The following is a 13,198-nucleotide window of genomic DNA, read 5'->3' on the forward strand; positions in this document are numbered from 1 at the left end:
AAAATACGCAGTTTTTTCAATGAAATTTCCATTGCTGCATAAGCTGAACCTGTGTTTGGCGATTGCATTTTTTGCCACCTGCTGTTATCAGCTGATCGTTCAGGAAAACCTGCTCTTCAGTCTGGGCATCCTCGCGGTCTCTGTGTTGCTGACACTGTTTGCCGGTTCGTCGAACTATCGTCGCAAATACATCAGCTTCCCCTACAGGCTGGACTGATCCGATTGCGTTTCACTGATTGTATTTTCATCCGCAAAATATCGATTCTTTTTTGCCTGTGATCACGTTGAAAGTAAACTTGCTCCACAAAATTCAGTCACAGGCACTTGTCCGCTTGCTTCTCCCCTGAGCCCCCCCCTATAATTCCGCAGTGAGTAATCATTTACCTGATGCCAATACACTGCTTAAGCCGACTTATAAAATTACAAAGCAGAAACCGTTCAACATTTATCTTTTACCGCATCGCAAATTGCAGTTATTAATGGAAGTATCATAGTGACAGATACACACACAAAAGCCGTGCCATCCGGCCCCCAACTTGTCCACCCTTCTCAATCGCCTATGCCCAATCACGACCACGCTGATGAAATCGATCTGGTAGAACTCGTCAGAACACTCTGGCGGGAAAAACTGCTGATCACGTTGTTCACTGTCATCTTCGCACTAGCCGGGGTTGGCTATGCCCTGACCGCTCAGGAGTGGTGGACCGCCAAGGCTAAAGTGATTCAACCGCAAATTACCGACTTTGCGCAGCTCCAGCGTGAAATCAGTGCGTTTCAGCCCGCTTTTGATATCTATCAGGCCGACGGGACTGTGCTGGTCAGCACACAGCTGACGGACGTCGCCGATGCCGAGCTCCTGTTTAAAAACTTTGTGAACGGCTTTAACTCGCTGGAGAATAAGAAAGCCTTCCTGATGAACAGCACAAATTTCCAGCAATATCTGACTGAAAACCAGATCAGCGAGGCCGATGAAGAAAACATGGATCGCACGCTGGAGAACTGGTTCGACAAAATCAGTGCACAACCCGCAAGCAAGCAAGAGTCCGATATCTATGTGATCAACCTGCAGGCCACCACCAGCAACAGCAGTTTTCAAATGCTGAAGCAATACATTGATTATGTGTCTGCCAAGGTTTACCACGATACCCTGGCCAACGTGCAGGCCTTGGTACTGGCGAAAGAAAATGAGCTGCAACAGCAATTACGGGTGCTGCGCAATCAGGCCAGCAGCTATTTAGCCGTTGAGAAAGAGCGGACACAGTACGCGCTGGATATTGCCAGTGCAGCAGATGTGAACCAACCGGTTCAGAACCTGGGCGATGGTGAAATCTTTGCGATTAATCTGGGTTCAAAAGCCCTGGCCGCCAAAGTCAGTGCGCTGGAATCTGTAAAGAACCTGAGTGTGGTTGAACCCAGAATTCAGCAGGTCGAAGCGCGTTTGTCCCTGCTTCGTGGAACCGCACTGGACAAAGACATCCGTTTTCAAACTTATCGTTTTCTGGAAAACGTTGAAAAGCCAATTACCAAGGACAAACCGAAACGCGCACTGATTGTGGTGATTGCAACCTTACTGGGTGGCATGCTGGGTGTGGCTTTTGTGCTGATCCGCACGGCATTCAGAAACCACGATTAAGTCCATCACCTGACCCATACAACAAAGCCAGCCCAGATTGCTCCCGGGCTGGCTTTTGTGTTTCTGGTATCAGCGTTGTCTTTTCATGCCACGCCATGAGAAACAACAACCTGAACGGCGTGTTATACCCATCAAAATAAGTCAATGATCAGAAATAGCGCAGGAAAAATGTTTGAGAACAAGGCGGATTTTTTAGATAAATCCTGATTCTACAATCAAAAAATCTAACGCAGTGATCGAACATTTGAACAAGCGAGGATGACCCGTGATGGACTGCGATTGGTATTATCTCGTGCTGAAACGGCGCCTTTATGAAACCGCGGCGTTTTGCTGAAGCTGCTGCCATAACGATTTCACCAGCAACTGATCGGCCGGGTTCAGTTCAGACTGCGCTTCTTTCAGGCTGTCATTGACGGCCTGATTCATGACATCAACAGAAGTCACGCCATCACGCTCGCAATCTGCGGCGGACAGTGAGATATGACCCCGCAGGTAACCTCCGGCAAAGAGTTCATCATCAGAGGCTGTTTCAACCATCTGATCAATTAAGGTAAGCAGCTTTTCTTCGTATTGATGGATCATCTCGTCACTCTTGTTTTCTGTGCTGTCGGCCAGCCCGGCAGGCGGGCGAATGGCCAAAAGTTACTTCATTCTGACTGCCACGCATCTGTTCACGTGGCGATTCACAATGACAGACATGGCTCGGCAAAGTGTTCTGATTTCAGTGCGGGCATGCCGTAATGTGCCCGTAATGCTTCCGAGAGCATTGCAGCGCGCTCAGGCATGCCCTGATTCAGATAGGACAACACTTGCGCACGCACTTTGCGGGTAAAGCCTACCCGATCCGGCTCATGATCACCACTCAAGTTGTCGCAACTGACCTGAAACCGAAAACCACAGCTGGCCGACAGCAGCCATTCGACTGCCTGAGGCTTCACTTCAACCTGCTCGAATGCGGCCTGCTGTTGTTCATCCCGGCCATCCGGTAAATACCAGTAACCATAATCTTCCAGTAAACGACGTTCGGCACCGGCAATACACCAGTGCGCAATTTCATGCAGCGCAGAGGCAAAGTAGCCCCGGGCAAAAATCACCCGGTGATACGGATGTGCTGCGTCTGCTGGCCGGTAAATAGGCTCGTCGCCTCCCAGAACCAATTCGGTCTGGTAGGTGGACAGAAAAGTACGGTTAAACAGTTGAATCAGATCGTGATAATCGTGGGACATGAGCAGCGCATTCGTTTCAGTGGAACAACCCGAAAAGTACAGATCATCATCGACCCGTACTGCTTTCAAAAGCGCGGCGATTATAGCGATTTTGCGTCTTGAGTGCGAATCATGGATTGGTTTGTCGTGCAACTCTGCCGCCCATGGTAAGATTCGCGCTCCATTAGGCCATGAACCTTAGCCCGGATAACAACGCGCTGTAAAAATTGCATCCCATGAGACAGTATTCCGAACACCAAGCCCACCCAATTGACATTGAAGCTTTGATTGAACGTGAGCCCATCGCCCCCATGACGTCTTTGATGACAAGACGGATTCAAGGAAAAGTTGTCATGGTGACCGGCGCAGGCGGTTCAATTGGCTCAGAGCTCTGCAAACAAATCGTAAAACACAACCCTGAAAAACTCATTCTGCTTGAGCTGAGTGAATTTCACCTCTATAGCATTCACCAAGAAATACAGTCAATTCTCCAGAACAATGATCTGAAAATTCCTGTGATTGCAGCCTTGGGCAATGTACAGAACCAAAAACGAGTTCAGGCACTCATCGCCCAACATGATGTGCACACACTTTACCATGCAGCCGCTTATAAGCACGTTCCCCTGCTTGAAGGTGAGCATAACGTCATCGAAGCTATCTCGAATAACGTCTTTGGGACGCTCGCTGCAGTGAAAGCTGCGATCGCAGAGCGTGTTGAACATTTCTCACTGATCTCAACAGACAAAGCGGTTCAACCTCAGAATGTCATGGGGGCCAGTAAACGCCTCGCAGAAAAGATTGTCCTGAGCTTGTGTCAGCCACATACAACGGAGTGTTCTGTCATCCGATTTGGAAACGTTCTGGATTCTTCGGGGTCTGTGGTTCCATTATTTAAACATCAAATTCTGCACGGTCTCCCCGTCACGGTCACAGATCCCGAAGCCACGCGATATTTCATGTCGATACCGGAAGCTGCTCAACTCGTTCTGCAAGCCAGTGGCATGGGAATCAATGGAAAAGTTTTTGTTTTAGATATGGGTCAGCCCGTCAAAATAAAGGATCTTGCACAGCGGTTAGGAAAGCTACTCCAGGGGGAAAATACCAATATTGATATTCAATATATCGGTCTTCGCCCGGGTGAGAAGTTACATGAATCAAGCTTAATTTCACCTTGGATGACCCGAACCGTTCATCCCAAGATTTTGGTTTCCCAGGACAATGACCAAAGCTCTTCTGATATTCATGTCGACTTAGCGCGATTACAGTCTCTCTGTGACCAAGGCAATTTAACCGCTGTACGCCAGCTTCTTTTTCGCTAACGAAAAATTCCTTAACGCATGAAAAAAAGGACGCCCCAACGTCCTTTTTAAGATGGCTAACCCAATGCCGGATTATCTGATTTCTTTCAGTTTTGGCGTCTGGGTGACGACATCAGCGTTTTGAGCGCGGTTACGCAGCAGGTGATCCATGAGCACAATCGCAACCATGGCTTCGGCAATCGGAACGGCGCGAATCCCAACACAAGGATCATGGCGGCCACGGGTAATGACTTCGGCACTTTCACCCTGCTTGTTGATGGTTTCCCCCGGCACCGTAATGCTGGAGGTCGGTTTCAGAGCCAGATGTGCCACAATATCCTGACCTGAAGAGATGCCGCCCAGAATGCCGCCCGCATGGTTCGAGGTAAATCCCTCCGGCGTCATCGCGTCGCGGTGCTCACTGCCCCGCTGTTGTACCACATCAAACCCATCGCCGATCTCAACGCCTTTCACCGCATTAATGCCCATCAGCGCGTGTGCGATTTCCGCATCCAGACGATCAAAAACAGGCTCTCCCAAACCAACCGGGACATTTTCGGCCACGACTGTCAGTTTGGCACCAATGGAATCGCCTTCTTTTTTGAGCTTGCGGATCAGTTCATCCAAAGCTTCGACTTTCGATGCATCCGGACAGAAAAACGCATTTTGCCCGACCTGCGCCCAATCAACCGTATCTATGGTCACATCGCCCATCTGCGACAGATACGCACGCACTTCAATGCCGTGTACCTGTTTCAGGTATTTCTTGGCAATGGCTCCCGCAGCGACCCGCATCGCGGTTTCGCGCGCAGAGGAACGACCACCGCCACGATAATCGCGGATGCCATATTTTTGTTCGTAGGTGTAATCAGCATGACCGGGACGGAAAAGATCTTTGATATTGGAATAATCCTTGGACCGCTGATCGGTATTTTCAATCATCAGGCCAATTGAAGTGCCTGTGGTTTTTCCTTCAAACACACCGGCAAGGATTTTCACTTCGTCCGGCTCGCGACGTTGTGTGGTGTATTTTGAAGTGCCCGGACGACGGCGGTCGAGATCGTGCTGCATGTCGGCTTCAGTGAGTTCCAGCCCCGGCGGACAGCCGTCGACGATGCAGCCCAGTGCCACCCCATGGCTTTCACCAAAGGTGGTCACACGAAAAACTTGCCCTATTGTGTTGCCTGCCATGACTTCCCCTGTTGCTTTGCTTTTTTAGCGACTTCACTAAAATAAATGTTGTAATCACTGAATAGTGCAAAGATGTCCAGGGGAATGCAAGCGGAATTCAAGGCAGACGATGTGAAATCAGTCCTGCTCTTTTTTGGACTTCCACTTTTTAATCCCGGTCGGTGCTGATGCGGTTCCGGACGTATCCGGACGACCACGGCGCTGACCCTGGCCTGGTTTTCCACCCGGTTTCTGGCCCTGAGCTCTTTGCCCGGCTCCCGACTGAGCACGCGGATGCTTGCTCGGTTTGCTACCGGAACGGCGGCGATCCACTTCACCTTTCCCCTGATAGGTTTTGAACTTCACGCTCTCGCCTTCTTTTTTCTCTTGCTGGCGTGCGTCGTACAGTTTGGCATCGGTGGCTTTTTTCATCGCCTTACCGGCACCGCTCATCCGGGAAGCTTCTTCCGTTTTGCTCGATTGTGCCAGCAAACGATGGATGTCTGCCATTTCCGCTTCAGTCAGATAACGCCATTTGCCATTCGGCAAGCCGTCAATGGTGATGTTCATGATCCGAACGCGGCGCAGTTTATACACCTCGTAATCCAGCGCTTCACACATCCGGCGAATCTGGCGGTTCAGCCCCTGGGTCAGCACAATCCGGAATGAGTAAGTCGTTTCTTGCGTAACTTTACAAGGCAGTGTGACCGTATCCAGGATGGGCACCCCAGAGGCCATTTTGGACAAGAATTCTTCCGTCACCGGCTTGTTCACACGCACGACATATTCTTTTTCGTGCGAGTTTCCGGCACGCAGAATCTTATTGACGATGTCTCCATCGTTGGTCATGAAGATCAGCCCGTCAGAGGCTTTATCCAGCCGACCGATCGGAAAAATCCGCTTGCGGTGGCCGATGAAGTCCACAATATTGCCTTCGACATGGCGTTCCGTAGTACAGGTAATGCCCGACGGTTTATTCAGCGCGATATAAATCGGTTGCTCTTTGCGGCGCAGGGGCTTGTCATCGACCAGCACTTCATCTTCAGGGCCCACTTTCATCCCCATTTCCGGGGGTTGGCCGTTGATCAGCACCCGTCCCTGCTCAATGAGCTTATCCGCCTCACGACGGGAACAGTAACCGGTGTCACTGATAAATTTATTGAGTCGGACCTGATTGTCTGACGATGGTGCGGCTGAACGCGGCTGTGGTTTCTTCTCTGACATGATGCTCTTCTCACTGTGCGTTTCACAACGCGGATGGGGGAAGGATTTTACTGGAAAATCGCCAAGATGCCATGCTTTCACGAGACTTATCTCTATCACATCAATGTCTCAGAACGGCATCGTTCTTTATCTCATTGAATCTGAATCGTATCCCTTTTGCACGGTCACACCCAACCCAAATCGTTCAGAAAACAACCAAACCAACATCAATGAAGCACTGAAATACAAAACAAAATGCATAAAACATTGATCTCATATTCATTCCTTGTTATTAATTCCCTCGTTTTGTACACCGTTCAATTAATTTCACCTTGGGGTTGTATCAATGAAAACTATTATCGCAGCGCTTTCAGTCCTCTGCATGCTGGCCGGGACACCAGCACTGGCCGGGCAATCTTATATTTATGGGGGAATCGGCCTTTTAAGTCCGACACTGAAGGACAAACCCGAACATCTCACCGAAAACCTGACGCCCAATCTGACTTTGGGATTCGGTCATAATTTTAACGAATACATCGCCTTAGAAACTTTTTTCAATTACAGCAAGACGGATTACACCAACGAATGGAATCAACTTGATGACACGCAATATGAAATGTCGTTGGGCCAGCTGGGATTCAGTATTGTGCCTTCTACCGGAGAGATTGGCCGTTCGGGGATCAAACTCTATACCCGCCTGAACGCATCTATGGTCAATGTCAGAACGGAAACCACCTTCCAGGGTTACCCTCATAAAGTCAATGATTCCGGATTCATGCTGGACGCAGGTGTTGGGATTCAATGGAATATCAACAAGCGGTTCATGTTCCGCGGTGAATACATCACAAATGTTGCGGACAGTTCTCTGGATAATTTCGATTTCGAAAACAGCATTCGTTATGAAGGGATACAACTGGCCCTGGGTTATCGTTTCTGATCAATCTCAGCAAGGACAAGGGGCACACATGCCCCTTTTTATCTTCGGCAGACAACAGTACTTCAGCAATCGCAGATCTCATTGGTCACAAACCGTTTTTCACACCCGGACACAAAATTCCCTCAAATTTGTGTGCTAAATCGATCATTTTTTTCAATATCATGACGCCTTGCACTTAGAGCATTGATATATATCACATCCGGCTGATATGAAGTCGATGCGCTTCGCGCAAAAATCAATTCCTGTTCATGAGACATAACAATGAAAAAAACCATCCTTTTCGCGTTCGCGACAACAGCATTCAGCACCAGTGCGCTGGCTGCCATTCTAGCAGACGGCAATAACTATATTTATGCTGGTGCGGGTGCTGTTTCGCTGGAGTCGAAACAGTCGGTCAGTGGCGCTACAGAAGAAATTAACCCGAGTTACACGCTGGGTCTGGGTCGGGAAATTCACCCGCACATCGCGGTGGAGGCTTTCTACAACTACGGCTCAACCACCTATGATGTCCTGTTCAGCAATGCTGAAACAGATGTATCGGTTTCTCAGTTGGGTGTAGGTCTGGTTCCGAGTACGGACTATTTAGGAAATACCAACCTGAAACTGGTGGGTCGGATAAATGCTTCCTTTGTGAAAGTGAAGACAGAGTACAAAAACCTCGGCTATATGCCATCTGACAGCGAGAGTGGCGTCATGATTGATGCCGGTATCGGCTTGCATTGGGATATCAACCCCCGCCTGATGATGCGTGCAGAATACATCACCAATATCGCCGACAGCTCGCTGAATAATCTGGGCGATCATTACGACTACAGCGGCGCACAACTGACGCTGGGTTACCGGTTCTGACCGAACACAGCCATGCTGTTTTCCTGACAGTATGAAAAAAGGGGCATCATGCCCCTTTTTTGATCTGAACATTCAAGATTTCGGATCATTGAGTGGCAATTCACCATGACTGCGCCGTCCCACATAATCATGCTCAAGTGCTTTCTGAAGCTGCGCGGCCACATGGCCCGGTGACTGAGTATGGGCGCACACCAGACGATACATCGCCGGAATCACAAACAAAGTCACGAAAGTTGCAAAGGCCATCCCGAAAAACACCACGGTCCCCACCGAAATCCGGCTCTCATAGCCTGCGCCGGTTGAAAGCAGCAACGGCAATGCACCAAACAAGGTGGTAAAGGCCGTCATCAGAATCGGGCGTAAACGCCTTGCCGATGCATCTATAATCGCCTGTTCGAACGGAATGCCTTTGTCCCGCAACTGGTTGGCAAATTCCACAATCAGAATCCCGTTTTTGGTGACCATCCCTATCAGCATGATCATCCCGATCTGACTGTAAATATTCAGGCTCTGCCCCATCACCAGCAAGCCCATCAGCCCGCCGAATATCCCGAGCGGTACGGTCAGCATGACCACCATCGGGTTGATAAAGCTTTCAAACTGCGCGGCCAGCACCAGATAAGCCACCAGCAACGCGAGACCGAAAATCATTGCCATACTGCTCTGATTTTCCCGGAAGTCTTTCGATTCGCCCCCGTAATCAATCACGATGTCGCTGGGCAACATCTCGAGGGCTTGTGCATCCAGAAAGTCCAGCGCCTGCCCGAGCGTGTACCCCGGCAACAGGTTTGCCGTGATGGTGATCGATTTCTGCTTCTGGTTATGGCTCAGTTTGCGTGCTGCGGCCACTTCCTCAACTTTCGCCACACTGTTCAGAGAAATCAGCTCGCCGTTTTTGGCCCGCACATAGATCCGGCTCAGATCCATGGCGTTGTTGAAGCTGTTTTCATCGCCACGCAGGTAAACATCATACTCTTCGCCGCGCTCGACGAAGGTGGTTTCACTGCGTCCGCCCAGCATCACTTCCAGTGTCTCTGCAATATCAGACTGCGGAATTCCGAGCTCGGCTGCGCGCGGGCGATCCACGGTCACCACCAGCTCTGGCGTGGTTTCGGCATAATCGATATCCACACCGTCCATCATCCCGCTGCTCTGCGCGACGTCTTTCAGCTGGGTCGACCAGGCAAACAGCTCATCGTAGTCTGCACCATTCAATATAAACTGAACCGGTTCAGAGGAGCCCCCGCGAAAGCCCGGCATAAAGGGCCAGACCCGGATATCCGGAATGCCCTGCAGCGCTTTACGCACCACACCCAGCGCTTCTGTGGCGCTGACATGACGCTCTTCCCAGTCTTCCAACTGCATGATCACGAAGCCGGTCTGATCGCCTGCGCGACCGCCAAACGCTGGCGTCTGAATGCTGACCGAGCGGATCAGCCCCTGACCGACCAGTGGCAGCAGCCGCTGCTCGACCTGCTCAATATTGCCGACCATCCGGTTATAACTGGTCGCTTCTGCCCCGCGAACAAAGGCAAAAATCACGCCCCGGTCTTCTGACGGCGCCAGCTGATTTGGGATCAACTGAAACAGCCAGGCGCTTCCGCCCACCAGCGCCGCAATCAGTACCGGCGCTCCCCAGCGCCAGCGTACCGCAACCGTCACGGCTTTGCGGTACACGGTTTCCAGCGACGCAAACTGGCGGTCAACGAAGCGGTTAAAGGGTCCCGGCTTGACATTGGCTTTCAGCAACTTACTGCCCAGCACCGGACTCAGGGTTAATGCGATCAGGGAAGAAAAAATCACCGACATCGCCAGCAAGACGGAGAATTCGGTAAAGAGCGGGCCAACCATGCCATCCATGAAACCAATGGGCAGAAAGACCATCACCAGCACCAGCGTGGTTGCGATGACAGCAAACCCGACTTCCCGTGTGCCTTTGAACGCTGCGAGCAATGGTGGCTCACCCCGCTCAATGTGGTGATAGATGTTTTCGACCACCACAATGGCATCATCCACCACCAGCCCGATGGCCAGAATCAGCGCCATCAGCGTTAACAGGTTGATTGAAAAACCCAGATAATAAGCCGCCATAAAGGCAGAAATCAGCGAAACCGGCACCGTGACCGCAGGGATCAGCGTCGCACGCGCCTGGCCGATGAAGATGTAGAGCACCAAGACCACCAGTGCGCCGGTGATCATCAACGTGCTGTACACCTCATTGATTGAACGCTCGATAAAGACGGTCGAGTCATAATCCACGGCCAGTTCTGTGCCATCCGGCAAGAAGCGCTGCAAGCGATCCACTTCCTGGTGCACCGCATCTGCAACCTGCAATGGATTGGCATCGGACATCGGTACAATGCCCAGGCTCAGGCTGGAAACGCCATTGTTCTTGAAAGTCGCGTTTTCATTCTGCGCGCCAATTGCCACATCGGCGACATCCTTCAGATAAATCGGCGTGCCGTTTGCGGTCTGCCGGACCACCAGATATGAAAAGTCTTCCGCAGTCCGGTACAGGCGGGCCGTACGCACCGACATCGTTGTCGCATCATTGCGGACTTCACCGCCCGGTAACTCGACATTTTCATCACGCAGGGCATCGATAATGTCGGTGGTCGTCACGCCCCGGCCTGCCATTTGTTCGGGCAACAACCGGACATACATGACTTTATACAAAGCCCCCGTCATCTGTACCGAACTGACACCGTTGATCAGGCTGAATCGATCCGTCAGTACCCGATCGGCATAGTCGGTCAGTTGTGTCCGGTCCATTTCACTGGAGGTCAGGTTGATATAGATGGCCGCTTCACCGGAACCATTGTCTTTCGAAACAATTGGCTCATCGGCACCATCCGGCAGTCGGCGGCGGGCTCTGGAAACGGCATCCCGGACATCGCTGACCCCTTCGGTGAGGTTCCAGCCCATTTCAAATTCAACGCTGATCCGCGAGCTGCCATTCCGCGTTGTCGAAGTGATACTTTCAATCCCGCTGATCCCCGACAGCTCATCTTCCAGCACGGTCGTGACGCGACTTTCCATGATGGTGGCTGACGCGCCTTCATAAGAAGTACCAATACTGATCACCGGATTTTCGACATCCGGCATCTCCCGGACCGGGAGTTTACTGAAAGAAACGAAGCCAAAAACCACCAGCAAAAGACTGAGCACGATGGCAACGACCGGCCGTTTGACCGACACATCCGATAACCACATCAGGCACTGCCTCCGGCTTCAGACACGGACACCTTGTCTGACCCTTCCACCGGATTGACGTCTTTCACTGTCAGGCCGTCGCGCATATTCACCAGCCCTTGAACGACGATCCGATCCCCGACATTGATACCGGACTCGATCACCACTTCATTTTTTACCCGCTCTCCCAGCACCACTTCGGTGCGGTGCGCCTTTCCGGCATCATCAACGAGATAAACGAAGCGTTTGGTGCCGGAATATTCCAGCGCCTGCACCGGCACAATTGCGGCATGTTGCGGGGTAAAATCCAGTGCGGCAGACATCAGCATGCCCGGTTTGAGCTTGCCACTGACATTCTCAAACAACACCCGGACCCGGATATTCAGTGATTCAGACTGGACTCTGGAATCGATCGCCTGAATCGTCCCGGTAAAAATCTCTCCCGGCCAGGCCTGGCTCTTCGCCTGAACAGCCATTCCGGGCGCCAGTCTGGACAGATATTTTTCCGGGACCTGCACGTCCAGTCGCATCTGCGACAAATCATCCAGCGTAAAGAGTTCACTGCCGACCGTGACCGTATGCCCCTGACTGAAATCAATCAGGCCAACCGTGCCGGAGAACGGCGCCCGGATCTGATGATCATCCAGTTCCGCTTTGGCGGCATCCAGCCGTGCTTTGGCAATACTGACGCTGGCCTGCTGGGCAATCAACTCCGTTTGGGTCAGGGCACCGCGTTTCACCAAACGCTGATATTCGACATATTTTCGTTTTTCATCGTCATAATAAGCTTTGGCTTCATCGAAGGCGGCTTTCGGTTTCGCATGATCAAGCTGAACGAGGAGCTGACCCTGTTTCACTTTCCGATCGGTACTCACCACAATCTGGTCCACTTTCGCTGCCACTTCTGATGCCACCACCACAGAGCGCTGGGCCGCCAGCTTACCCACCAGTGCAACAGAGCTGATCACTTCATGGGATGCCACCTGACCGGTCGCAACCGGCACGGCCCGGTTCGGTTTGGGCTGGGCAGTCTGCGCAGCATGGGACTGCTGCTGAAAATAGACATATCCCCCACCACTCAGGGATGCCGCAACAATGACGGCCAAAACAACTTTTTTCATGCGCTCAAACCTTATTTTTCATTCTGGGCTAATGATATCCGACGACGATCCGGAAAGGGGTAAAGAAATGTAAAGCAAAGCAAGTTTTCCTCACAAAACCCACCAAAGGTGCTGTTTGATGAGCAAATGCCGAAAAATCCAGCAGGCAACTATGAATATCAATAAAAAGGGTTTACAGTGACCGCTTGTTTGCTATTATCCGCACCGCACTCGTGGAGGGGTTCCCGAGTGGCCAAAGGGATCAGACTGTAAATCTGACGGCTCCGCCTTCGAAGGTTCGAATCCTTCCCCCTCCACCATTTTTCTGAAAGTTGTTCTCGAACGGCTTTCTGGCTGAAAAGCCTGACAATATGCAACATCCCGTGGAGGGATTCCCGAGTGGCCAAAGGGATCAGACTGTAAATCTGACGGCTCCGCCTTCGAAGGTTCGAATCCTTCTCCCTCCACCATCTTTCTGAAAGTGGTTCTTCAATCGCTTTCTGGCTGAAAAGCCCGACAATACACAAAATCCCGTGGAGGGATTCCCGAGTGGCCAAAGGGATCAGACTGTAAATCTGACGGCTCCGCCTTCGAAGGTTCGAATCCTTCTC

The 13,198-nt window shown here is 51.3% G+C and carries 11 protein-coding genes and 2 tRNA genes; 7 read left to right on the plus strand and 6 right to left on the minus strand.

Annotated elements, in window-relative coordinates; genetic code table 11:
- The first annotated feature begins 19 nt into the window (after positions 1 to 19).
- Both Q4579_RS13180 and Q4579_RS13185 read left to right on the plus strand, forming a co-directional pair.
- Positions 20 to 217, plus strand: a complete 198-nt coding sequence (locus tag Q4579_RS13180) for a hypothetical protein (protein WP_303564862.1) — start codon at positions 20 to 22, stop codon at positions 215 to 217.
- Between the two features lie 276 nt (positions 218 to 493).
- On the plus strand, positions 494 to 1,633 hold the full coding sequence (locus Q4579_RS13185; protein ID WP_303564863.1) for an LPS O-antigen chain length determinant protein WzzB: 1,140 nt from the start codon (positions 494 to 496) through the stop codon (positions 1,631 to 1,633).
- A 309-nt stretch (positions 1,634 to 1,942) separates the two neighbouring features.
- Here Q4579_RS13185 and Q4579_RS13190 read toward each other — a convergent pair whose 3' ends face one another.
- Both Q4579_RS13190 and Q4579_RS13195 read right to left on the minus strand, forming a co-directional pair.
- On the minus strand, positions 1,943 to 2,215 hold the full coding sequence (locus Q4579_RS13190; RefSeq protein ID WP_303564880.1) for a YfcL family protein: 273 nt from the start codon (positions 2,213 to 2,215) through the stop codon (positions 1,943 to 1,945).
- A gap of 101 nt (positions 2,216 to 2,316) precedes the next feature.
- Positions 2,317 to 2,859, minus strand: coding sequence for an elongation factor P hydroxylase (locus tag Q4579_RS13195; protein ID WP_303564864.1), 543 nt, complete (start codon positions 2,857 to 2,859; stop codon positions 2,317 to 2,319).
- A gap of 215 nt (positions 2,860 to 3,074) precedes the next feature.
- Between Q4579_RS13195 and Q4579_RS13200 the strand changes: the two genes are divergently transcribed.
- Positions 3,075 to 4,157, plus strand: a complete 1,083-nt coding sequence (locus Q4579_RS13200) for a UDP-N-acetylglucosamine 4,6-dehydratase family protein (RefSeq protein ID WP_303564865.1) — start codon at positions 3,075 to 3,077, stop codon at positions 4,155 to 4,157.
- 72 nt (positions 4,158 to 4,229) lie between these two features.
- Here the strand turns inward: Q4579_RS13200 and aroC are convergent, their stop codons facing one another.
- Together aroC and rluF are read right to left on the minus strand one after the other, a co-directional pair.
- Entirely contained in the window at positions 4,230 to 5,327 is a 1,098-nt protein-coding gene (gene aroC, locus Q4579_RS13205) for a chorismate synthase (RefSeq protein ID WP_303564867.1), read from the minus strand.
- A gap of 117 nt (positions 5,328 to 5,444) precedes the next feature.
- Positions 5,445 to 6,530 carry a 23S rRNA pseudouridine(2604) synthase RluF gene (rluF, locus tag Q4579_RS13210; RefSeq protein WP_303564869.1) on the minus strand — a complete coding sequence of 362 codons (1,086 nt, stop codon included), beginning with the start codon at positions 6,528 to 6,530 and terminating at the stop codon, positions 5,445 to 5,447.
- Positions 6,531 to 6,855: 325 nt separating this feature from the next.
- Between rluF and Q4579_RS13215 the strand changes: the two genes are divergently transcribed.
- Together Q4579_RS13215 and Q4579_RS13220 are read left to right on the plus strand one after the other, a co-directional pair.
- Entirely contained in the window at positions 6,856 to 7,446 is a 591-nt protein-coding gene (locus Q4579_RS13215) for a porin family protein (RefSeq protein WP_211647385.1), read from the plus strand.
- Between the two features lie 261 nt (positions 7,447 to 7,707).
- Positions 7,708 to 8,295: a porin family protein gene (locus Q4579_RS13220; protein ID WP_303564870.1), complete on the plus strand. Its 588-nt coding sequence runs from the start codon at positions 7,708 to 7,710 to the stop codon at positions 8,293 to 8,295.
- A gap of 72 nt (positions 8,296 to 8,367) precedes the next feature.
- On the opposite strand, the gene Q4579_RS13225 is transcribed toward Q4579_RS13220, so the two are convergent.
- Positions 8,368 to 11,508: a multidrug efflux RND transporter permease subunit gene (locus Q4579_RS13225; protein WP_303564871.1), complete on the minus strand. Its 3,141-nt coding sequence runs from the start codon at positions 11,506 to 11,508 to the stop codon at positions 8,368 to 8,370.
- Positions 11,508 to 12,608, minus strand: a complete 1,101-nt coding sequence (locus tag Q4579_RS13230) for an efflux RND transporter periplasmic adaptor subunit (RefSeq protein ID WP_303564872.1) — start codon at positions 12,606 to 12,608, stop codon at positions 11,508 to 11,510. Before Q4579_RS13230 ends, Q4579_RS13225 begins: the two co-directional genes overlap by 1 nt.
- A gap of 214 nt (positions 12,609 to 12,822) precedes the next feature.
- Here Q4579_RS13230 and Q4579_RS13235 point away from each other — a divergent pair.
- Together Q4579_RS13235 and Q4579_RS13240 are read left to right on the plus strand one after the other, a co-directional pair.
- A tRNA-Tyr gene (locus tag Q4579_RS13235) sits at positions 12,823 to 12,907 on the plus strand.
- A gap of 65 nt (positions 12,908 to 12,972) precedes the next feature.
- Positions 12,973 to 13,057: transfer RNA gene (locus Q4579_RS13240), tRNA-Tyr, on the plus strand.
- Positions 13,058 to 13,198: the final 141 nt, after the last annotated feature.

Source organism: Photobacterium sp. 1_MG-2023, assembly GCF_030547945.1.
Taxonomy (GTDB): Bacteria; Pseudomonadota; Gammaproteobacteria; order Enterobacterales; family Vibrionaceae; genus Photobacterium.

What these genes read in the sequence shown, in the direction of transcription:
- Q4579_RS13180 (WP_303564862.1), top strand. Translation starts at nt 20, where the DNA reads ATGAAATTTCCATTGCTGCATAAGCTGAACCTGTGTTTGGCGATTGCA.
- Q4579_RS13190 (WP_303564880.1), bottom strand. Translation starts at nt 2,215, where the DNA reads ATGATCCATCAATACGAAGAAAAGCTGCTTACCTTAATTGATCAGATG.
- Q4579_RS13195 (WP_303564864.1), bottom strand. Translation starts at nt 2,859, where the DNA reads ATGTCCCACGATTATCACGATCTGATTCAACTGTTTAACCGTACTTTT.
- Q4579_RS13200 (WP_303564865.1), top strand. Translation starts at nt 3,075, where the DNA reads ATGAGACAGTATTCCGAACACCAAGCCCACCCAATTGACATTGAAGCT.
- aroC (WP_303564867.1), bottom strand. Translation starts at nt 5,327, where the DNA reads ATGGCAGGCAACACAATAGGGCAAGTTTTTCGTGTGACCACCTTTGGT.
- rluF (WP_303564869.1), bottom strand. Translation starts at nt 6,530, where the DNA reads ATGTCAGAGAAGAAACCACAGCCGCGTTCAGCCGCACCATCGTCAGAC.
- Q4579_RS13215 (WP_211647385.1), top strand. Translation starts at nt 6,856, where the DNA reads ATGAAAACTATTATCGCAGCGCTTTCAGTCCTCTGCATGCTGGCCGGG.
- Q4579_RS13220 (WP_303564870.1), top strand. Translation starts at nt 7,708, where the DNA reads ATGAAAAAAACCATCCTTTTCGCGTTCGCGACAACAGCATTCAGCACC.
- Q4579_RS13225 (WP_303564871.1), bottom strand. Translation starts at nt 11,508, where the DNA reads ATGTGGTTATCGGATGTGTCGGTCAAACGGCCGGTCGTTGCCATCGTG.
- Q4579_RS13230 (WP_303564872.1), bottom strand. Translation starts at nt 12,608, where the DNA reads ATGAAAAAAGTTGTTTTGGCCGTCATTGTTGCGGCATCCCTGAGTGGT.